The organism is Brevibacterium litoralis (assembly GCF_040212315.1).
Taxonomy (GTDB): domain Bacteria; phylum Actinomycetota; class Actinomycetes; order Actinomycetales; family Brevibacteriaceae; genus Brevibacterium; species Brevibacterium litoralis.
The window spans coordinates 62,626-81,368 of the sequence record NZ_JBDIUY010000041.1; the positions used below are offsets into that span (position 1 = coordinate 62,626).

Genomic DNA, 18,743 nt, shown 5'->3' on the forward strand with positions numbered 1-18,743 from the left:
AAACTTCAGGGAGTGAGCGCCGGGCCCACCGTCGCTTCGACGTCCTCCCGTACGGAGGTGTGGGCACCCGTGGACCGCCTCTCGACGGGAGGGGCCGTCGGCCAACGCAGGAACACGCGGTTGCGCAGGTCCCGGCCGACGTCGGCACGCCGGTACGCGTGACGGAAGGCGAGGCCCACACACCCGAGGCCGAGCACCACGAGCACCACACCGACGAGGGCGACGGCGGGCGACCCCGGTTCCCCGGTGACCGGCACGATTCCGGAATCCACGACGACCGGGGTGAGCAGACGCCCCAGGCCCGTCACGATCACCGCTGCGCCGAGGCCCGCGAGGTAGGCCGTGAGCGCAGGCACCTCCGGTTCACGGCCGATCGCACGGCGCGCCTCGATCGGCGGAACCGGGGCTCCGGACCAGTCGAGCCATGTCGAGATCTCCACCCGGACCCGGTCCGCCGTCCGGGCCTTCGACCACATACCGAGCGCCGTGAGGATCAGGTAAACGGCCGGGCCGAGGAGCACGATCGCCCCGGAGACCTGCGCGGTCGTCCCGTTCCCCGCCGAGGCGAGCGTGAGCGCGACATACACGGCGACGAGCGTCCACCCGGCCAGGTGACCGAGGACCCGTCCCGCCCGGGCGACGGGGAGGGAGGGTGCGCCGTCGGTGCCCCCAGCGGCCGATCCGGCCTCGGGGGCCTGTCCCTCCGATGCCGCTCGATCCGCGAAGGCACGCACCCGGTCCCAGGCGGCCTGTTCGTCGGCCGTCGTCCAGTGGGCCGCGAGCACCCGCCGTGCCTCCCTGCGCGGGAGGGTCACCCGGCGGCGGGACCGCACCGCGAGTGCGATGAACCCGAGGGTCACGAGGCACAGGGGAACGCCGAGGAACAATGCCGAGGTGAAGCCCTCGAGGAGCCCGTACACCAGGAAGGTCAGCCCGAAGAAGCCGATGAGCACGGCGAACATCAACAGCATCGTGAACGTGGCGTTCGGATGGTCCCGGGCGACCCGGCGGATCTGGAAGGGGGCGGGGACGGCCGTGCGGGCGGCGGGCGCCTCGTCGGCGGACGGTCCTGTCGACGGTGGGACGGGAATGGGCTGGGTGGCGCGGAGCAGCGCGCGGAAGGTGGCCCCGTCGAGCGCCGAGGAGGCGAGCGGCCAGACGGCGACGAGGATGACGAAACCGAGGAAGACCGCAGCGATCGGCCCGGTCGAACCGGTACCGAAGAACACGGCGTCGAACAGGCCCAGGGCCAGCCCCGTGATGCCCTCGGCCCCGGCGCCGACGCCCTCCGACTGGTCGAACAGTTCGGCCGTCACCCCGCGGCTCAGGAACGCAGGCAGGAGCAGGACGAGGCCCAGGACGGCGCCCGTGCACGTGTGGACGACGGCACGGGCCAGGAGTCCGCGGCGGTCGAGCGGGTACTCGACCCAGTGGGGCGGGTCGGATCGGTTCGGATCCGGGTGGGGCGCCGCGGCCACGGTGGGGCGGGTTTCGGAAGGCCGGGGTTCGGAGGGACCTGTGCTCACAGCGGGTACCCCGTCACCGGACCTGCGGTGTTCGGCTCCCAGCCGAGAGCCGGGGCGACGTGTTCGGCGAAGGACCGCAGGATCGCGAGGTTGCGGTCGACGCCCAGTTGATTGGGAATCGTGAGCATGAGGGTGTCCGCCTCCTGCACCGCGGCGTCGGCGCGCAACTGCTCGACGAGGGCATCCGGCTCGGCGGTGTACGTCCGGCCGAAGGTGGAGGTGAACCCGTCGATCCGGCCGATCTGGTCGCCACCGTCGGCCCCGCGGCCCATGAAGCCGTACAGGAGCCGGTCCTCCTGCGTGACGACGGGGAACACACTGCGCGACACCGAGACCCGCGGTGTGCCGGGATGGCCCGCCGTACGGTAGGCCTCGCGGAAGACGATGATCTGTTCGGCCTGGAGATCGGCGAAGGAGTCCCCGGTCGCCTCGGTGAGCAGGGTCGAACTCATGAGATTGAGGCCCTGCTCCCCCACCCGACGGGCCGAGTCGCGGCTCCCGGCACCCCACCAGATGCGCTCGTCGAGCCCCTCGGAGCGGGGTTCGATGCGCAGGCGCACGCCGTCCCCGAACTGCGCGGGGTCCGCCGGCGCCACCAGCTCGCCCCGGATCGCCCGGAGGAACAGGTCGAACTTGTCGCGCGCCAGGTCGGCTCCCCGGGGGTCCCGGGAACCCGTGTACCCGAAGGCCTCCCAACCGCGCAGGGCCGGTTCCGGTGAGCCGCGGCTGATGCCCAGTGCCACCCGCCCCTGTGAGATGAGGTCGAGTGCGGCCGCCTCCTCGGCGAGGTACAACGGGTTCTCGTAGCGCATTTGCGTGTTGTGACACTCGCTATGCAGCTGCCGCCCCGGCTTCGCCGGGTTGCCCTCGGTGGAAGTGGCCGGGGCTTCTACTCGACCGTCGTCAGCAGGTCCGCCGCCTTGACGCCGAGTCCGTGAGCGACCTTCACGATGACGTCTAGTGTCGGATTGCGAACGCCTCGTTCCAGTCCACTGATATACGTCCTGTCCAGCTCGACGTGGTGCGCGAACGCCTCCTGGGACGCCCAGCCTGCATCGAGGCGCAGCTCTCGGAGCCTGCGTCCGAAGGTGGCGCGATGCGGAGCAACGACCATCCCTCAACCGTCATCAGATGATGACTGTTGATCCACGGAGGGGTCACGGCGGGCCTCGACGGCGAGTCGAGTGGCGCGCTCGCGTAGTTCCTGGGGATATTTCTGGTTGGCCATGAGAGTGGTGATTCTGCCTTTCAGGGAAGCTTGGATCACTCTCTATCAAACACGGGACGAGTCACAATGGGTTATTGGGCGGACTTTCTGCCCTGTTTCGTCCGGAAATAGTGGCCGAACCGGACAGGTCGCCGTCGTCCCCTCGCCCCCGATCACTCCTCGGTGACGGTGAAGTCGATCCGGTGCCATCCGGAGGCGCCGTTCGGGACAGGGTCGGCGCGCTCGGAGGCCTGCAGCACCCCGTCGCCGTCGGTCGCGCGAACCGACACGGTATGTCGCCCCGGCGTCGCGTCGGACCACGTAAAGGACCACTGCCGCCACTGGTCGATGCCGCCGTCGGCCGCCAGCGCGGCCTGCTGCCAGGGGCCGTCGTCCAGCTTGACCTCCACGGCGGAGATCCCGCGCTGCTGAGCCCACGCAGTGCCGCCAATCACGACCTCCCCAGCCGGGACGGACGCGAACGAGCGCGGCACGTCCACCCGCGACGCGAGCTTGATGGGACCCTTCTCCGACCAACCACGGTCCGTCCAGTACGCGCGGTCATCCGCGTAACGAGTGACCTTCAGCTCGGAAAGCCACTTAGTGGCGGAAACGTACCCATACAGCCCAGGCACCACCATGCGGACCGGGAACCCGTGCTCAGCGGGAAGCGGTTCGCCGTTCATGCCCACCGCGATCAGGGAGTTACGGCCATCAGTCAAGGCCTCAATCGGCGTGCCGGCGGTAAAACCGTCCACGCTACGGGAAAGCACCATATCCGCAGACGGATCTACGCCCGCGCGCTCCAACAGCCGGCGCACCGGCAGCCCCAGCCACCGCGCATTGCCGGCCAGATCCCCACCAACCGGGTTAGACACGCACGTCAGCGTCACGTCCGCCTCCACCAGGTCCTCCGCCAGCAGGTCCTCAAAGCTGAGGTCCAGTTCCTGACCCACCAGCCCGTACACCCGTAGACGCCAGGTGGCGGGGTCCACGCGCGGGACAGAAAGCGCGGTGTCAATGCGGTAGAAGTCGTCGTTGTCCGTGACGAACTTCGGCATACCCGGCACCGGGGCGGAAACTCCATCAGGGAGCGGCGGAGCCGAGGCCGTCGGGGCGGGCAGCCGGATGGCCTTGCGGATCGTGTCCACGCCGCCGCGGATCCCCGAAGCCGCGCGGCCACCGATCAGCAGTGCCGCCCCCAGCACGGCACTGCCAGCGGCGCCCAGCATGAAGCGGCGCCGATCGGTCGACGCGGCCGGGGCGCTGGCGTCGTCGTTCCCGTCCGTGGCGCTCGCCACGGCGCGGGCCCGGGTGGCCAGCCAGCCCAGCATCAGCACGCCGGCGAGGGTGCCGGCTAGGGTGGGTACGGCGTCGAAAACGGTGGTGGCCGCACGGGAGATGACGACGGCGCTGGCGCCGAGTCCCAGCACCGCCACGGCGAGCTGCGCACCCGTCCGGTGCTTCTTCGCCAGCAGGCCGAGGCCCGCGGCGAGGACGAGGACGACGAGGAACATGGTCGCGAAAAGCGCGATCTTGTCATAGACGCCGAAGAGGGCGATCGCCGCGTCCTTCACCCACGGCGGGATGATGTCGATGAAAGCACCACCGATGGAGACCAGCGGGGCCGAGTGCGCCGCGAAGAAGTTGGAGAGTGCCTGGGCGAGCCCGAGGAGCATCAGTGCTGCGGCGATGCCAGCGAGCATGAACCGCCATCCGGAGCGGAAGAACCGTGCCATGTCAGTGACCCTTTCGTGAAGTACGTGGGCCGGCACCGGTGCGGACTAGAGTTCGCTGAGCACGATCGGATCGGTGGTGGGTTGTTCTGATCCGGTAGCGGGCTCGACCGTAATGCCGATGTGGGTGACGCCCTCCATGGACCCCTCGAGCATCTTCGGCTCGCGCCCGGCCGCTTGGGCTTCACTCAGCATGCCGGCCGGTGACGCGCCGTCATCTGAGATCAACCACAGCTCGTAGGCGCGGTCTTCGGGGAGTTCGGGAAGGGCTGACGCGCTGAGGATCATCATGCCTTCGGTGGCGGAGTAGCTCAGGTGAACTCGCCCGCCCTCGGAGGACGGAAGATTAGCCATCTTCGCGTCGGATGCAGCCATGATCTGTCCGGCCATCTCTTGGTAGTGGAGTGACTCGGCCAGCTGGGCCTGCGTAGAGTCCAGCTCATTCTGCTGGACCATCACAACACCGGTGAGGGCACCGGTGGAGAGCAGCAGCACGGCGGCCGCCGCGGAAAGTAGGCGCAGAGTGTGCTGCTTGCGCCGGTAGTCTGCCAGCGAGACCACCTCGACATCGGCTTCCTCCTCGGACATCGTCTCCGATGCCGGGGTGGGCTGAGTCGGGCTGGCGGACTCCGCCGGCTGGGACGCGGCGACGTCGGGCGCTGCCGACGCGGGATCGCCGGCCTCCTGCGGGGGAAGCTGCCGAGTCTGCCGAATCGCGGCCATGATGTTCTGCTTGGCCCGCGGTGGCGGGGTCTGCTCCCCGGCGGCCGCTGCCAAATGGGCCGCGGTCTCGGACAGGCTGCGCGCTTCCTCAGCCGCTTCTGGGTTTTGCTCCAGATACGCCTCGATTTCAGCGCGTTCGGAATCCTCGAGTGCGTTCAGCGCCCAGGCACCGGTCATCGAATGCTTGTGGTCACTCATCACGCCACCCCCAGCCTGTCTCTCAAAATGATCATTCCGTCGCGAATCCGCGTCTTGACCGTGCCCAAAGGAACCTGCAGCAGTTGCGCGACCTCCTGATGGGTATATCCCCCGAAGTAGGCCAGTCGAATCGCATCCCGCTGTATTTGTGTCAACGATTCCAAGGCTTTGAGCACCCGCTCCATATCCGCCTTCAACACCGCGGTGTCTGCAACATCATCACTGGATTCCTGAAACTCCTTGATGCCCTGAGCCAGGTCCCGTGCGGTACTCGCCTGAGCGGCGCGCACCCGGTCCACCGCCCGCCGGTGGGCGACCGTACAGATCCAGGACCTAGCGGAGCCCCGTTCGGCGTCGTAGCGCGTGGCGTGTTGCCAGACCTCGATGAAGACTTCCTGGAGGACTTCTTCACTCAGTCCGGGATCCCGAACTACTCGCTTGATGAGGCCAAAGACCAGCCCCGAGGACTCGTCGTAGAGCGCTCCGAACGCGTCCTCATCGCCGAGGGCCACACGGGCCAACAGGTCGTCAAGGGAGGCACGCTCCGGCGTCGTGCGCTCAGTACCAGGAAGCTTCATCACACCTATAGTTCCATACCCGCCGCCCATGCCTCTCACGTCCTTAGCTATCTCCCCATGCCGATCCCGGCGAGGTTTCGCTGGTCATCACCCGGGGGTCCGACGCCAGGGGCTCCGTACGCTGTTGCGCCGGAGCCCCCGTTGCCGTACGGCCGGCGACTTACATATCATCCGAGGCCGGCATCAGGACCTCATCGACCAGGTACACGGTGGCGTTGGCCGTCTGGACACCGCCGCAGATGACGTTGGCGCCGTTGACCGTGAGCTCATCGCCTTCGCCGGCCACCTCGACGGTTCCACCCTGGACGGTGGTCTGCTCACCGGCGATCTCATCCGGGGCGATCTGGCCGGGAACCACGTGGTACGTCAACACGCTGGTCAGCATGTCGGCGTCGCTCACCACAGCATTCAGGTCCTCTTCGGGGATGGCGGCGAAGGCGTCATCGACCGGGGCGAAGACCGTGAACTCGTCGCTGTTCAGCGTGTCCACCAGGTTGACATCCGGGTTCAGCTCACCGGAGACAGCGGAGGTCAGGGTGGTCAGCAGCGGGTTGTTGGACGCCGCCACGGCCACGGGATCCTGGGCCATGCCCTCGACCGAGCCGGCCCCATCCGGGACGTCCTCAGCGTAGGCGGAGCAGCCCGGGCCGACCAGGTTGGCGGCCGGATCCATCATCTCCGACTCTTCGCTCTCCTCCGTCATCGGGGCCTCGGAGCTCATCGGGGCCTCGGACGTGGCCGAGGACTCCATGGGCTCCTCCTCCATGCTGCCGCTCGAGCAGGCAGAGAGGGCGAAGGCCGCGGTGGCGAGGACGCCGAAAACGGGAAGCATCTTGTTCTTGTACATGGTGTTCTCCTGTTCAGTGAGGTGAAACGTGGGTACTGATGGTTGGTTTGTGGTTAGGCCGTGGCCGTGTGGGCTGGGCTGCGGCGGCCCAGGATGAGGCCGAGCGCGATCATCCCGATACCGAGGCCGAAGTGCAGGATGTTGTCTGCACCGTTGACCGGCACAAAGTTGGCGGGGCTACCGTGGGGGACCAAGACGCCGTAGACGCCCAGAACCAGGTAGATCACGCCACCCCAGACCAGGTAGCGGACGGCCATCTTGCCGCTGCGCCCTGCCATCAGGCCGACGACACCGAACAACAGGTGCACGGCGTTGTGCAGGACGGAGACTTGGAAGAGGCCCAAGAGCATGGCCTCCGAATGGTGGGATGCGAAGGACAGGTCGCCGACGTTCGTGGTGATACCGGGGACGAAACCTAGGATGCCCACCAGGAGAAAGACCGCGCCGACCGTGCGGGCCGCCAAAGCAACCGCCGGACGTTGCGTCCTCTGAGCTGCGGAAGTAGTCATCTCTCGCTCCTTGTGTTGTATTGTCACCGCCGTTGCGCGGTCACATCTCCAATTCGGTGCGGGACGGGAATCGGATTGGAGATTTCTCGAAATAATTTCATCGGCCCGCGATTCGCCCCCCTCCTAACGGGGCTATAGGCGCAGCAGCGCACGGAATACCCGAGGTCCCGAGGTAGTTGACGCCGTCGTGAAGAACATCGGATTCCTGTCATTCGGCCACTGGACGGACCACCCGCAGTCGGGCACGCGCAGCGCGGCCGACGCGCTGCACCAGGCGATCGACCTCGCGGTTGCCGCGGAGGAGCTCGGCGCGGACGGCGCCTACTTCCGCGTGCACCACTTTGCGCAGCAGTACGCGTCCCCGTTCCCGCTGCTCGCGGCGATCGGCGCGCGCACCAAGAGCATTGAGATCGGCACCGGCGTGATCGACATGCGCTAGCGCATGTTGATCTTGTGACGTTGGTTCAGGATTGCCGCGGGCCTGGCCTGAGTCGAGATGCAATCGGCACTATCGCTGTCCCGAGTCGTGAGCGTATCGCGTCAGTATCTTCTCGGCCCTGACACGGAGGGCCTCGCGCAGCGAGTCGGGCGTCAGGACCTCGGCATCGGTGTCGAGCCGCCACACCGCCCACACCGCGTGGCGTAGATCTTCGAAAGTCACGTCAAGGCTGACCCAATCGTCCGGCTCCGGGTTCTCGGCTCGGACGGCGCGGGCAGCGTCCAGTAGCTCCTCGCGTCGTGACGTCTTAATGCGGACGACGACGGGGATGTGGTTCTCGGAGAGGAACTGTGCAGTGCGCTCGGCCCAGATGCGGTCGAGGTCGACCCGTGCGGGGCGTTGCGCCGGCTCGGGGAGCGCTTCGGCGCTGAACATTCGAGACAAACGGTAAGTCCGATCGTCTCCGGATTTGGTCGCCAGCAGGTAGGTGCGCCCGCGGACAGTGACCAGTCCGATCGGGTCGACAGTCCGGGGGCTCGGCGTATTGCCAGGTGCCGCGTAGTCGAATCGCAGCCGATGGCCGGTGAGCACCGCACTGCGGACCTCGCTCATGACGCCGTCAGCCAGATCTTCGGTGGTGACGCGGCGAGAGAGCAGGTCAGTCTCCGGCTCGACCAGGAACCGCTTGGCCGCATCATCAAGGCTCGCCCGGTGCCCCTCGGGCAGCGCGTCGACGACCTTCCGCATCGCCGAGGCGAGAGGTGCGCTGAGGCCGAAGACCTTCTTGCCGCGATCTGATCCGGCGGTGAGCAGCGCGAGTGCCTCGTCATGGTTCAGCCCAGTCAACTCGGTACGGAAGCCGGGAAGGAGCGAGTAGCCGCCGTGTCGACCACGGTCGGCGTAGACGGGTACGCCCGCGGTCGAGAGGGCGTCGATGTCACGCAGCACGGTGCGCGTGGACACTTCGAGCTCACCGGCCAGCTGGTCGGCGGTCATTCGGCCTCGCTGACGCAGCAGCAGCACCAGAGAGACCAGTCGGTCGGCTCGCATGCATCCATTTTTACCAGAAATCACGACACATGGTGGCGTGATTCGTTGCGAGGCTGGTGGTGCAGCGTCGAGGACGGCGGCCACCTGGGCGGTCGGGCGCTGCGGAACGAACGAACGGAGCAGCAATGGAACGCACGGCAGTGAACCCGGTGACGTGGTCGCAGGAAATGGGTTTCAACCAGGGTGAGGTCGTCTCGGGTTCGGCGCGGACCCTGTACATCTCCGGGCAGACGGCGATGAGCCAGGACGGTCGGCCAGAGCACGACGGGGACATCGCGGCGCAGCTCGCGCTGGCCGTGGCAAACCTCGAAGCCGTGCTCGCCGAGGCCGGCATGACACTGGCGAACCTGGTCCGACTCAACGTCTACACCACCGACGTGGACGCGCTGTTCCCGCACTACGGCGTGCTCGCCGGGAAGCTCGGGGCGGCAGGAGTCGCCCCGACCACCACGATGCTCGGCGTCACCCGTCTGGCAATCCCCGGCCAGATGGTCGAGCTCGAAGGCACCGCCGTCGCCTGAAATGACCATGTCAATGTCCGCTGCTCGTGTCGCTGGATCGACGCGGGCAGCGGACGGATCGGAGGTGCAACCGATGCCCAGCATCACGACCATCGGCGTCTACGGGTTCACCCTCTCGACCTTTCTGGAGACTCTGGGAGCGTAGGGAGTCGCCCAACTGCTTGACGTCCGCCAGCGCCGGGGCGTCCGGGGGACGGAGTACGCATGGGCGAACTCTCGCCGACTCCAAGCCGCGCTCGCAGCCAACGGAATCGACTACCGGCACCACCGGGAGCTCGCGCCGACGACCGAGCTAGCGCATGTCAGAGTTACGACGTCGGCGTGGGCGCTGTGATAGCACCAAGGGCGACGTCGATGACGTCGTGCAACTTGTCCGGTGCGAGTTCAGCCCGCGCGGTGACGTGTAGCCCCTGCACAAGAGCCACTAGAAGCCGGGCATGGGAGTGGCAGTCGATTTCCTTGCGGACATCACCTGCTTGCTGTGCGGCCCGAAGCCCGCACTCGATGCCTCGCTCGAACGACCGAAGCCCTGAATACACGATCGCGCGCGCTTCTTCGTCCTGCGGGAGAAGCTCGATTGCGGTGTTTCCGAGCATGCAGCCGCGCCCGGGCGCTTCGTGTGCCGCTTCCAGTACGGACCCAAGCAGACTACGCACGGCGTCGAGCGGGGCGTCGCTGGTCGCTAGCGACTGGACAGAGGCGTGGCTCATCTCAGCGAAGTCCTGAAGTGAGCGCAGGAACAGAACACGCTTGGAGCCGAACGCGGCGTGCAGACTGCCGGGAAGTACGCCCAACTCGTCGGACAGGGCGCGGATCGATGTCGCTCCATAGCCGTTGCCCCAAAATAGTTCCCTTGCGCGGTCGACGATGGTTTCTTCGTCGAAGCCTCGTGGTCGCCCCGTCCGTGCCATGCTGTCACTCTACGACATCTTGCACGCTTGACCAAAAACTGTCAGGGTAGTTGTTGGCCATGCATTCAAGAAGTCAGGGTACGGGGGCCGTCCTGCGCCCGGAAGGAGAGCACCATGAACATGCCCGCTCACGACACGATCCGCTTGACTCAGCACGTCGACGCATCGGTGGCAGACGTCTGGAAGGCATATGCCGACTCGGATGCGCGTGCTCGCTGGAGCGTTCCAGCTGGGGAGGAGATGGTCTATGACCAGTCCGAATTCCGCGAAGGCGGCCACGACCGCTACCGATGCGGACCGCCTGAGACTCTCGACTTCCATGCAGAGACCGAGTACACGAGGATCGTGCCGAACGAACTCGTTGTGTACACGGAGACGGTGAAGAACGAGGGGCTACCACTCGCGACCGGACTCGTGACGTGGGAGTTCGAACCAGACGACGAAGGAACTCTGGTCACCGTCACCAGCCAGGCGGTTTCCTTCGTTGGATCAGGGATGATCGACGGCACCCGCAATGGGCACACGAAGGCACTTGAACAACTCGGTCGGCACCTCGCTGACGCGTAGTTCACAGCGCCGCGAGCTCGCGGCCAATGGGCAGGAGGCATGAGAGCACCATGGCAGCAGATCTCTTCATCTCGTACGCCTGGACCTCCGATCAGCACCGCCAGTGGGCCCACCTCCTCGCCGCCCAGCTGAAGGCGCTCGGCTAAGACGTGCTGATCGACGCCGACGTCGTCTACGGCGACAGCCTCACCGGGTTCATGCGGCGGGTGGTCGACGCCGACCACGTGCTCATGATCACCGACGACAACTACGTGGAACGGGCGGACAACTGCCCGGAGTCCGGCGTCGGCATCGAGAACCGCTGGCTCCGGGAGGCGCACCCGGAGCGACCGATGACCTGGCTGTCGGTCCTGTTCAAGGACAGCCTCGACCACACGACGCCGTCCTGGCTGGCGGAGCACAAGCCCAAGGGCTTCTCGTTCAACCACGACCCTGCGAAGCCGCACGACTTCCCCGGATCGGAGCAGGTGGACGAGCTCTGGCGCTGGCTCGAGGGACTGCCCGCGAACAAGGACGCGGCTACGCCCATCTCCGTCCTGCGCGAGCGGTCCGTCCGGCTCGAGCGCCACGAGCTGAGGAGCGACCCGTCGCACTGGCGCAGTCCTGCACTGGAGGGCAGCGAGCGATTCGCGTTCGAGGACGCCCCCTCGAAGACGTTCCGGTGGGGGCACAGGGAGACCGAGAACGCTCTCATGGTCTCGGGCTGCGGGGTCGATTCCGTCTACGTCTACCGGGATCCGATCAAGGCCGTCGGAGTCGTGCGGGACGAGGGGATCACCGACGCGGCGCTCGAGAGCCAGCTGGCTCGGGGCCGGAACGTGGTCGCGCACGAGGGGCAGACGGTCGTGCTGATGAACGAACACGGCGCGCTCAGCGTCGTCGAGATCCTCGCCGTCCAACTGGAGATCAGCGGCGAGTCGTACGTCGCGCCCTACATCGACATCCGATGGCGCGTGGTGGAGAGCTCCTAGCCTTCCGCCCACCGGTCCTCGCCCAGCTGAGCCCAGTACGGGCACTGCTCGTGATTTCCGAAGGCGCAGCCGTGCGGCCCCGAGTGGAGGTGCCAGCCTCCCACGCGGCTGTCCTAGGTGACGTGGCGGCAGCGCAGCATCTGGTAGCGCATGTCTGGGTTATAGCGCTCGAAGGCAGGCGCTGCCACGGATGACTCGACCTTGCCATCGTGGGCAGCTGGTCCGGTGAAGCCTCAGACCGAGGGCGCTTGACCTTGCCCCTGGGGGAAGGCGTCAAGTGGTTGCAGGTGGTCACAACGCCACCGGCAATACGGAAAGAGGACGTGATCTGAAATGGCACTAAACATCGCAGCCGAAGAGCGGCAGACTGTTCACTATATCGGCATTCCCCTCAGCGCCCGATTCTCGGAGTTCGGCGCGCCCGGCGGCCCCAACGAGGCGATCCCGCGGATCTATCAGTGGCTGGGCGAGCACCAGGTTACGCCGCTTGGCGGGCCTCTCTACGTCTACCGTCACATCGGAAACAGTGATGACACGGCTGACCTCACCGTCGCGGTGCCGATCGCCGGACCGGTCAAGCCGACAGACGGTCTCGTTCTCGGTGCCCTCCCGGCAGGCACCTACGTCGTCGGCCGTCATGTTGGCGCGCCCGATGCCATCCCGGCGGCACACAGCGAGGCCAAGAAATGGGCCGAGGCCAACGGGCATCGCCTCGACGTCCTCGAAGACGACAACGGCGGACTGTGGACCGGCCACGCCGAGCACTTCCTTACCGATCCCGCGGAAGAACCGGACCCCTCCAAGTGGGTCACCGATCTGCTGTTCAAGACCGTCTGAGCGCGCAGAGCCTTCGATAGACTGGACTCCTGAGGAGGGGCATGGCCGATCTAATGACGATTGGAGAGTTCGCGGCGGCCACATGGCTGTCGCCGAAGGCGCTCCGGCTCTACGACCGGAACGGCCTCCTCTCGCCCGATGCGGTCGATCCGTTCAACGGCTATCGGAAGTACAGCCACTCTCAGATCGAAGTCGCCCGTCTCGTCACCATGCTCCGGCGCATCGACATGCCTCTTGGCCAGATCAGGGAGCTGCTGGGACTGCCTGAAGACGAAAGAGCAGCCTTTGTAACGCGTTATCGGGAAGCCGAAGCGGAACGGCACACGCGTCGCCAATCCCTGGCTCGCTTCATCGAGCACGCGGTCGCAGAGGGCTCGTTGGACGGAGACGGCCAGCCTGGATCCTCCCAGTTTGAGGTGTCGCAGCGAACCGTTCCAGACAGCGCAGTTCTGACATCGACCCGGCACACGTCCGCCCGCGAGCTGCCTGATGTCATTCGCTCCAGTGCAGCGAGACTCCTGCAGCTCGCGGACGGACGCGGCGGTGCAAGCGGTGGGCTCGTCGTGATCTACCACGGCCAAGTCGGCTGGGAGTCCGACGGGCCTATCGAGGTCTGTGTGCCGCTCCGCGACGTGGAGCGTGCCCATCGAGTGGAACGGGAGCATTTGCAGCTGTTCACGCGCGTCGTTTCCGAGGATGTGCAGTTCCCCAGGATTCTCGCGGCGTTCGAAGCGGTCCAGATGCGTGCTCGTCAACTCGGTTTCGCCCATGCGGGACCGCCTCGAGAAATCTACACACCCGACAACCAAGACTCGGTGCCGCGATGTGAGGTTGCATTGCCGGTCACCGCAAATGAAGGACAGGTGAGCATATGAAAATCGTTCTTCCCACGGACTGCGGGAATGCGCCGAGAATCGCCATAGTCGGAGAGTTCGTCACTAACTGGGCGAAGAGCGACGCCGAGGCCATGACCGCATGGTTGACCGATGATGTGACCTGGACAGTCGCCGGGCGAGGGGTCGCCAGTGACGTTGTCCCGGCCGGCTTCGCGTGCCCGGGCAGCATGCCCAACTACCTCGAAGTCAATACGATCATCACGCACGGCCGACTCGCTTCCTGTGATGGCTTCGTAGATTGTGAGTCAGTCCGAATGCACTTCAGTCACGTGTTCAAGTTCGCGAGCACGTCGAAGGCTGCCAAGATTAGGGAGGTCCGAACGTATCTCAGCGAGTGCGCTTAGCGCATGTCGATGACCCCGGTGCCGACCTCGATCCGTTCCGTGCGCGCCGCGATCGCCGCGAGGAGGGGCATCGGCGAAGCGCCCTGTCGCGCGAAGTGATGGACCCGGAAGTACGCGCCGTTGACGCCGAGTTCGTCGGCGGCGACCGACAGGTCGATCACCTGCCGGAGGATCTCGCCGGCTCCCGGGTCCTCCGGGCCCGCGCCGGTGCCATGGTGGCCGAAACTGAGGAATCCGAACGCCTTCATGGGCCCAACCCTACGGGGAGCGAGCGGGGTGACCATCGCCACAGGCGAGGCGACCCGGATGCAATCCGACACACAGGACGCAATCAAGATCACACCGTAGGGACCCGTACTTTTCGTCCGATGTTCCGTTTGTTCACCTTCGATTCACCTTCGGGCTGTGGAATGTCCTTGTCGACCGACAACGAGAGATGAGCGCACATGCTTGAGAGCCCGACGGCGGCCCCGTCCACGCACACACTCCGGCCTTCCTCCGACGACCCCGCGGTCACCACCGCGATCGACGGAGCACCTCTCGTCGACCCGACGTCGACCGCGCCACTGGAGGACAGCTCGGTGGCCACCCCGCAGGGCGCCTCGGCGGCAGAGGGCGCGGCTCCGAGTGCCGTGGCCACCGAACCTGCGACCCCGCAGGGCCCCTTCGACCGGTTCCTGGCACCCGGCCCGGCCCGGAGCGTCGTCAACTGGCTGGCCGTCGTCCTCGCGGTGTACGTGCTCGTGAGCGCCGTCGGTGTCATCGGTGCCGGGTTCAAGACGGCGACCGGCGACCACGCGCCCCAACTGTTCGCCTTCGCGGAGAACCCGCTCGTCGCACTCATGGTCGGCATCCTCGCGACCGCGGCTCTCCAGTCGTCCTCGACGACGACCTCGATCACCGTCGGACTGGCCGCCGGCGGACTGCCGCTCGAGATCGCCATCCCGATCATCTTCGGGGCGAACATCGGCACGACTCTCACGAACACCCTCGTCGCCCTGGGCTCCATCACCCGCAAGGACGAGTTCCGGCGGTCCTTCGCCGCGGCCACGGTCCACGACTTCTTCAACCTCATCGCGGTCCTCGTCTTCCTGCCGCTGGAGTACTTCACCGGCTTCTTCCGTCACCTCTCCGGTGCGATCGCCACGGCCCTCCCCGGTGGGAACGGCGTCGACACGGATTCCTTCGACCTCGTGGGCGCCGCGACCTCGCCACTCAAGGACGGACTCGGCGCGCTCGCGTCCCCGCTGGGTTCCGTGTTCGGCGGGGTCGTCATGGTCCTGCTCGGGGTGGTCCTCATCTTCTTCTCCATCGGCTTCCTCGGGAAGCTCCTGAAGACGCTGATGGTCGGCCGGGCCAAGGCGGTCCTCCACGGGTCGATCGGCCGCGGTCCCGTCACGGGGATCGGGGCCGGTGCCCTCGTCACCGCCGTCGTCCAGTCCTCCTCGACGTCGACGAGCCTCATGGTCCCACTCGCGGCCTCCGGCACCTTCTCCCTGCGCCAGGTCTACCCCTTCGCCGTCGGCGCGAACATCGGCACGACGATCACGGCCCTGCTCGCGGCCCTCGGTCTCAGCGGCGTCGACGCGGTCCTGGGCCTCCAGGTCGCCGTCGTCCACCTGCTGTTCAACCTGTGCGCCACGCTCGTGGTCTTCGGGATCCCCGTCGTCCGGGAGCTGCCCCTGCGGGGAGCCGCGTGGCTCGCCGGGCTCGCCGCCCGCCGCACCTGGATCGCCGCCGTGTGGGTTCTCGGGGTGTTCGTCGCCCTGCCCGCCGTCCTCATCGTCCTCACCGCAGTGTTCTGAGCGACCGCGGTGTTCTGAGCGCAGGCGCCTCTTTGCCCACGCTCCCCGTGAGTAGCAAGTCGGCTTGTGGTCACCTGTGCGTTCCCCGGGGAATCGGCGCGTCGTCGTGACGGCAGGCCGCCCTGCCTCTAGGGTCTGTCGGACCCCTGTGCACGGGGCCCACCGGATCCGGTGGTCCGCCGGACGGCGTCCGGTCGTCCTCCAGTTGGCATCCGGTCGTCCGGAACCGGACGGGACCCGCGCGCACCGCCGACCGAAGGACCGACACGACGATGGCGCTGGACGCACTGCGCACCGGATTCTCCCGACTGTTCCGCTCGACCGATCGGTCCCCCCGGCCACTCACCCTCCACCTCGGGTCGCAGAAGACTGGCACGACGGCGGCCCAACGGTGGTGCCGCCAGAACAAGGCGGAGCTCGCCACCCACGGCATCGCCACCCTCACGACACAGCCGGACATCCGCAAGGCCCTGGGCGGGTGGTACGAGGTGAAGAACCCGGGCAGCGGCGAGGCGTTGCACACCCTCATCCAGGGTGAGTACGGCGAGGGCGTGAACGGCGTCTTCTACTCCAGCGAGAGCAACGTCGGCACGATGTTCGCCCCGCCGGAACCGGCCCTGTACCCGTACTTCACCGAGAACATCCAGGCCATCGCGCGGGCGACCACGGAGTTCGACCGTCTCGTCCAGTTCACGGTGCGCTCGCATGTGGGATTCCTCGAGTCCTCCTACATCCAGAAACTCAAGCAGGGCACGGCGATGCCCTTCGAGGACTTCCACTCGGCCCTCGACCCCGAGGTGTCGTGGGTGCCGATCGTGCAGGACCTGGTCGACGCGTTCGGCGCCGAGAACGTCGTGATCTACGACTAAGACCGCGATCGCACCGACTCCCCCGCCCTCGTCCGGCAGCTTCTCGACGATGCCTTCGCACATCTGGGCGCCGAGGGACTCGTGACCGACGAGTCCGTGGCCGGGCGGGTGAATACGCGCTACACACAGCGGATGGCGGAGTTGGCCGTCGACATCCTCCCCCGCCTGCGGAAGGAGGAGAGGACGCCCTTCACCGAATTCCTCAAGGCCGTCGAGTCCCCGGACGACCCTCCGGCGACCTTCGTCCCGGAGGACGATGCCGCCCGCCTCGACGACCGGTACGCCGCGGACCTCGAGGAGATCGGACGGCTCGTCGCCGTGCGGTGAGCACGGAGTGGACTGAGCTCGGAAAGGACAGGGCGCCTCGGCGGCGGGGAACAGGTGGCGGCCACGGCCACTACTGATCCATGACATGGACGGGAACGACGCGGGCCCCGCACCTACAGGTGCGGGGCCCGCGACGATCGTGCCGTGGGGACCCAGGAGCGAGCTCTACCGGGACCCGGTGGACGATGATGTGGTCGTCACCGACGAATGTACATCAGATGCCATGACCACCGGTAAGCGGGTCCTCATCGGTCCGGGTGGTACCCGTCGTCGAGGAGGATGCGGAGGTCTCGGCCGGAGCCTTGTCCTCCAGCTTCTGCAGGGTCCGGGCCGCGGCCTCGCGACCACCGAGCCCGAAGGCCAGGGCGGCGGCGAGGGCGCCACCGATCACCACGGCGCCGAAGGCCATGTTGATGATCGAGTCGGCCAGGCCCATGTAGTTGAGGCCCATGGCGATGAACAGGGCGATCGTCGCGTAGCGCAGCACCTTGCTGAGCACGTCGTTCGTGATGAACGAGCCGATGATCTTCGCCAGGAGGAAACCGGCGGCGATGATCGCACCGCCGAACAGGACGCTGCCGCCGAGTGCCAGGACCTCGTCGAGGATCGCGGTGATCTCCGGGAAGCCGAGCATATTGGCGGCCATGATGCCGAAGAAGATCATGATCGCCGTCTGCACGATCCGGGTGACCACGGTCGAGGCGCGGGTGCCCTCGGGCAGGATGTTCAGGTTCGCGACCGAGCCGTCGAGACCGAGGCCTGACAGGATCTGTTCGAGAAGGGTGCCCAGGAACTTCGCGATGACCGCGCCGATGAACAGGAGCACGGCGGCGGCGATGATCGCCGGAATGGCGTCGAGGAACAGGGCCAGCATGGCCGAGGCCGGCTCGGAGATCGCGGCGATGCCGAGCACCTGGAGAGCCGAGATCGAGACGACGATCATGATGACGCCGAACAGCACGTTGCCGATCAGCTGCAGGAGCTTGCCGTTCTCCTGCTGGGCGACGGCCTGCGGCGGGACGGACTGCTGACCGGGGGCGACCTCGGGCTCCACCGGCTTGCGTAGCTTGGACTTCACCATCCAGCCGTAGACGTCGACCGGGCCGAGGAGTGCCCAGACGAGCTGGCGGACCACCTTGGCGAGGACCAGGCCGATGAAGAAGATGAACCCGGCGCCGATGAGGTTGGGCAGGAAGCCGAAGATTCCGTCGAGCAGGCCCTGCAGCGGTGCGAGGACCTGGTCGAGGGAGAACAGCTGGAGTACGGCGATGAGACCGAACAGCCACACGAGGAGCGAAGCGACCTTGCCGATCGACGCCCCGACCGTCTGGCCGTCGTTGCCCTGACGCTGCAGGGCGGGGACACGGTTGACGACTTTCTTCACAGCCCAGCTCACGAGGGATGCGATGATCCACGTCGCGAGCAGGATGAGGACGGCGAAGACGACCTTGAGCAGGATTCCCTGCCAGTCGAAATCATTCACGGTTCTACTCCTTGTTCATGTGCCATCCCCTGGCCCGGCGCCGTGGTCTCCCGCCTTGCGGACCAGGGAGCGATCCGCACGGGCCACCCGGGACGGGACCTCCGTGATTCGGGATGACATCGATGCTGGTCACGGGACCGTCGGGACCCGACAACAATAGGAACAGCCCTGTCGCCGAACAAGAAGTGTTGAGAGATCGACATACTCGTGGCAGATATAACGATTTCGTTTCCCTTGTGATATCGGGCCGGAACCGCATGGAGTGGGGTGGGTGGTACGGGCGGGGGCCGCGTTAGGGGCCGGCTCGGGTGCCGAGGGCCGGGCCGGGGCCGTCGCAGGCCTGTCGTAGGGCCCGGGGATGGACGGCCGGTGGGGCCGCGGGTGGGGGGGGGGTGCTTC

General features: G+C 66.8%; 22 protein-coding genes and 1 pseudogene. 11 read left to right on the forward strand and 12 right to left on the reverse strand.

The window, feature by feature from the left end; all coding sequences use genetic code 11:
• Nucleotides 1-5: 5 nt before the first annotated feature.
• The 8 genes from AAD496_RS13960 to AAD496_RS13995 all read right to left on the reverse strand — a co-directional run bounded on the left by AAD496_RS13960 (nucleotide 6) and on the right by AAD496_RS13995 (nucleotide 7,324).
• A complete protein-coding gene (locus tag AAD496_RS13960) occupies nucleotides 6-1,478 on the reverse strand; it encodes a hypothetical protein (protein ID WP_349829454.1) in 1,473 nt (490 codons plus the stop codon).
• Nucleotides 1,479-1,522: 44 nt separating this feature from the next.
• Nucleotides 1,523-2,338 carry an LLM class flavin-dependent oxidoreductase gene (locus AAD496_RS13965; RefSeq protein ID WP_349829455.1) on the reverse strand — a complete coding sequence of 272 codons (816 nt, stop codon included), beginning with the start codon at nucleotides 2,336-2,338 and terminating at the stop codon, nucleotides 1,523-1,525.
• Between the two features lie 77 nt (nucleotides 2,339-2,415).
• Entirely contained in the window at nucleotides 2,416-2,640 is a 225-nt protein-coding gene (locus AAD496_RS13970) for a helix-turn-helix domain-containing protein (RefSeq protein WP_349829456.1), read from the reverse strand.
• Nucleotides 2,641-2,906: 266 nt separating this feature from the next.
• Entirely contained in the window at nucleotides 2,907-4,472 is a 1,566-nt protein-coding gene (locus tag AAD496_RS13975; RefSeq protein WP_349829457.1) for a molybdopterin-dependent oxidoreductase, read from the reverse strand.
• 45 nt (nucleotides 4,473-4,517) lie between these two features.
• Nucleotides 4,518-5,390: an anti-sigma factor gene (locus AAD496_RS13980; protein ID WP_349829458.1), complete on the reverse strand. Its 873-nt coding sequence runs from the start codon at nucleotides 5,388-5,390 to the stop codon at nucleotides 4,518-4,520.
• Complete coding sequence (sigK, locus tag AAD496_RS13985; RefSeq protein ID WP_349829459.1) at nucleotides 5,390-5,998, reverse strand: ECF RNA polymerase sigma factor SigK; 609 nt, start codon at nucleotides 5,996-5,998, stop codon at nucleotides 5,390-5,392. Before sigK ends, AAD496_RS13980 begins: the two co-directional genes overlap by 1 nt.
• 130 nt (nucleotides 5,999-6,128) lie before the next feature.
• Nucleotides 6,129-6,815 carry a fasciclin domain-containing protein gene (locus AAD496_RS13990; protein WP_349829460.1) on the reverse strand — a complete coding sequence of 229 codons (687 nt, stop codon included), beginning with the start codon at nucleotides 6,813-6,815 and terminating at the stop codon, nucleotides 6,129-6,131.
• Between the two features lie 53 nt (nucleotides 6,816-6,868).
• On the reverse strand, nucleotides 6,869-7,324 hold the full coding sequence (locus AAD496_RS13995; protein WP_349829461.1) for a DUF4383 domain-containing protein: 456 nt from the start codon (nucleotides 7,322-7,324) through the stop codon (nucleotides 6,869-6,871).
• A gap of 187 nt (nucleotides 7,325-7,511) precedes the next feature.
• Between AAD496_RS13995 and AAD496_RS14000 the strand changes: the two are divergent.
• A pseudogene (locus AAD496_RS14000) lies at nucleotides 7,512-7,760 on the forward strand (LLM class flavin-dependent oxidoreductase); the annotation flags it as partial.
• Between the two features lie 72 nt (nucleotides 7,761-7,832).
• Here AAD496_RS14000 and AAD496_RS14005 read toward each other — a convergent pair.
• Nucleotides 7,833-8,813 carry a helix-turn-helix transcriptional regulator gene (locus AAD496_RS14005; protein ID WP_349829462.1) on the reverse strand — a complete coding sequence of 327 codons (981 nt, stop codon included), beginning with the start codon at nucleotides 8,811-8,813 and terminating at the stop codon, nucleotides 7,833-7,835.
• Nucleotides 8,814-8,938: 125 nt separating this feature from the next.
• Here AAD496_RS14005 and AAD496_RS14010 point away from each other — a divergent pair, with 125 nt between their 5' ends.
• Together AAD496_RS14010 and AAD496_RS14015 are read left to right on the forward strand one after the other, a co-directional pair.
• A complete protein-coding gene (locus AAD496_RS14010; protein WP_349829463.1) occupies nucleotides 8,939-9,334 on the forward strand; it encodes a RidA family protein in 396 nt (131 codons plus the stop codon).
• A gap of 157 nt (nucleotides 9,335-9,491) precedes the next feature.
• Entirely contained in the window at nucleotides 9,492-9,668 is a 177-nt protein-coding gene (locus tag AAD496_RS14015) for a DUF488 family protein (protein WP_349829476.1), read from the forward strand.
• Here the strand turns inward: AAD496_RS14015 and AAD496_RS14020 are convergent.
• Complete coding sequence (locus AAD496_RS14020; RefSeq protein ID WP_349829464.1) at nucleotides 9,643-10,245, reverse strand: TetR/AcrR family transcriptional regulator; 603 nt, start codon at nucleotides 10,243-10,245, stop codon at nucleotides 9,643-9,645. The genes AAD496_RS14015 and AAD496_RS14020 overlap by 26 nt on opposite strands.
• 114 nt (nucleotides 10,246-10,359) lie before the next feature.
• Between AAD496_RS14020 and AAD496_RS14025 the strand changes: the two genes are divergently transcribed.
• From AAD496_RS14025 to AAD496_RS14045, 5 genes are all read left to right on the forward strand, one after another.
• Complete coding sequence (locus AAD496_RS14025) at nucleotides 10,360-10,812, forward strand: SRPBCC domain-containing protein (protein ID WP_349829465.1); 453 nt, start codon at nucleotides 10,360-10,362, stop codon at nucleotides 10,810-10,812.
• 149 nt (nucleotides 10,813-10,961) lie between these two features.
• A complete protein-coding gene (locus AAD496_RS14030) occupies nucleotides 10,962-11,783 on the forward strand; it encodes a hypothetical protein (RefSeq protein WP_349829466.1) in 822 nt (273 codons plus the stop codon).
• Between the two features lie 333 nt (nucleotides 11,784-12,116).
• Nucleotides 12,117-12,620: a GyrI-like domain-containing protein gene (locus AAD496_RS14035; protein ID WP_009375593.1), complete on the forward strand. Its 504-nt coding sequence runs from the start codon at nucleotides 12,117-12,119 to the stop codon at nucleotides 12,618-12,620.
• Nucleotides 12,621-12,661: 41 nt separating this feature from the next.
• Nucleotides 12,662-13,495 (forward strand): MerR family transcriptional regulator, encoded by an 834-nt coding sequence (locus tag AAD496_RS14040; RefSeq protein ID WP_349829467.1) that lies wholly within the window; start codon nucleotides 12,662-12,664, stop codon nucleotides 13,493-13,495.
• Complete coding sequence (locus tag AAD496_RS14045; RefSeq protein ID WP_009375588.1) at nucleotides 13,492-13,860, forward strand: nuclear transport factor 2 family protein; 369 nt, start codon at nucleotides 13,492-13,494, stop codon at nucleotides 13,858-13,860. Before AAD496_RS14040 ends, AAD496_RS14045 begins: the two co-directional genes overlap by 4 nt.
• On the opposite strand, the gene AAD496_RS14050 is transcribed toward AAD496_RS14045, so the two are convergent.
• Entirely contained in the window at nucleotides 13,857-14,108 is a 252-nt protein-coding gene (locus tag AAD496_RS14050) for an LLM class flavin-dependent oxidoreductase (RefSeq protein WP_349829468.1), read from the reverse strand. The two genes, AAD496_RS14045 and AAD496_RS14050, sit on opposite strands and share 4 nt — an antisense overlap.
• A gap of 198 nt (nucleotides 14,109-14,306) precedes the next feature.
• Here AAD496_RS14050 and AAD496_RS14055 point away from each other — a divergent pair, with 198 nt between their 5' ends.
• The 3 genes from AAD496_RS14055 to AAD496_RS14065 all read left to right on the forward strand — a co-directional run bounded on the left by AAD496_RS14055 (nucleotide 14,307) and on the right by AAD496_RS14065 (nucleotide 16,861).
• Nucleotides 14,307-15,665 carry a Na/Pi symporter gene (locus AAD496_RS14055; protein ID WP_349829470.1) on the forward strand — a complete coding sequence of 453 codons (1,359 nt, stop codon included), beginning with the start codon at nucleotides 14,307-14,309 and terminating at the stop codon, nucleotides 15,663-15,665.
• Between the two features lie 272 nt (nucleotides 15,666-15,937).
• The gene (locus AAD496_RS14060) at nucleotides 15,938-16,534 is read left to right on the forward strand and encodes a hypothetical protein (RefSeq protein WP_349829471.1); all 597 of its coding nucleotides are present in this window, start codon (nucleotides 15,938-15,940) and stop codon (nucleotides 16,532-16,534) included.
• Between the two features lie 81 nt (nucleotides 16,535-16,615).
• On the forward strand, nucleotides 16,616-16,861 hold the full coding sequence (locus AAD496_RS14065; protein ID WP_349829472.1) for a hypothetical protein: 246 nt from the start codon (nucleotides 16,616-16,618) through the stop codon (nucleotides 16,859-16,861).
• Between the two features lie 214 nt (nucleotides 16,862-17,075).
• On the opposite strand, the gene AAD496_RS14070 is transcribed toward AAD496_RS14065, so the two are convergent.
• Nucleotides 17,076-18,344 (reverse strand): mechanosensitive ion channel, encoded by a 1,269-nt coding sequence (locus tag AAD496_RS14070; RefSeq protein WP_349829474.1) that lies wholly within the window; start codon nucleotides 18,342-18,344, stop codon nucleotides 17,076-17,078.
• Nucleotides 18,345-18,743: the final 399 nt, after the last annotated feature.

Coding starts and splice junctions, on each gene's coding strand:
- AAD496_RS13965 (WP_349829455.1), bottom strand. CDS start 2,338: ATGCGCTACGAGAACCCGTTGTACCTCGCCGAGGAGGCGGCCGCACTC.
- AAD496_RS13970 (WP_349829456.1), bottom strand. CDS start 2,640: ATGGTCGTTGCTCCGCATCGCGCCACCTTCGGACGCAGGCTCCGAGAG.
- AAD496_RS13975 (WP_349829457.1), bottom strand. CDS start 4,472: ATGGCACGGTTCTTCCGCTCCGGATGGCGGTTCATGCTCGCTGGCATC.
- AAD496_RS13980 (WP_349829458.1), bottom strand. CDS start 5,390: ATGAGTGACCACAAGCATTCGATGACCGGTGCCTGGGCGCTGAACGCA.
- sigK (WP_349829459.1), bottom strand. CDS start 5,998: ATGGGCGGCGGGTATGGAACTATAGGTGTGATGAAGCTTCCTGGTACT.
- AAD496_RS13990 (WP_349829460.1), bottom strand. CDS start 6,815: ATGTACAAGAACAAGATGCTTCCCGTTTTCGGCGTCCTCGCCACCGCG.
- AAD496_RS13995 (WP_349829461.1), bottom strand. CDS start 7,324: ATGACTACTTCCGCAGCTCAGAGGACGCAACGTCCGGCGGTTGCTTTG.
- AAD496_RS14005 (WP_349829462.1), bottom strand. CDS start 8,813: ATGCGAGCCGACCGACTGGTCTCTCTGGTGCTGCTGCTGCGTCAGCGA.
- AAD496_RS14010 (WP_349829463.1), top strand. CDS start 8,939: ATGGAACGCACGGCAGTGAACCCGGTGACGTGGTCGCAGGAAATGGGT.
- AAD496_RS14020 (WP_349829464.1), bottom strand. CDS start 10,245: ATGGCACGGACGGGGCGACCACGAGGCTTCGACGAAGAAACCATCGTC.
- AAD496_RS14025 (WP_349829465.1), top strand. CDS start 10,360: ATGAACATGCCCGCTCACGACACGATCCGCTTGACTCAGCACGTCGAC.
- AAD496_RS14035 (WP_009375593.1), top strand. CDS start 12,117: ATGGCACTAAACATCGCAGCCGAAGAGCGGCAGACTGTTCACTATATC.
- AAD496_RS14040 (WP_349829467.1), top strand. CDS start 12,662: ATGGCCGATCTAATGACGATTGGAGAGTTCGCGGCGGCCACATGGCTG.
- AAD496_RS14045 (WP_009375588.1), top strand. CDS start 13,492: ATGAAAATCGTTCTTCCCACGGACTGCGGGAATGCGCCGAGAATCGCC.
- AAD496_RS14050 (WP_349829468.1), bottom strand. CDS start 14,108: ATGAAGGCGTTCGGATTCCTCAGTTTCGGCCACCATGGCACCGGCGCG.
- AAD496_RS14055 (WP_349829470.1), top strand. CDS start 14,307: ATGCTTGAGAGCCCGACGGCGGCCCCGTCCACGCACACACTCCGGCCT.
- AAD496_RS14060 (WP_349829471.1), top strand. CDS start 15,938: ATGGCGCTGGACGCACTGCGCACCGGATTCTCCCGACTGTTCCGCTCG.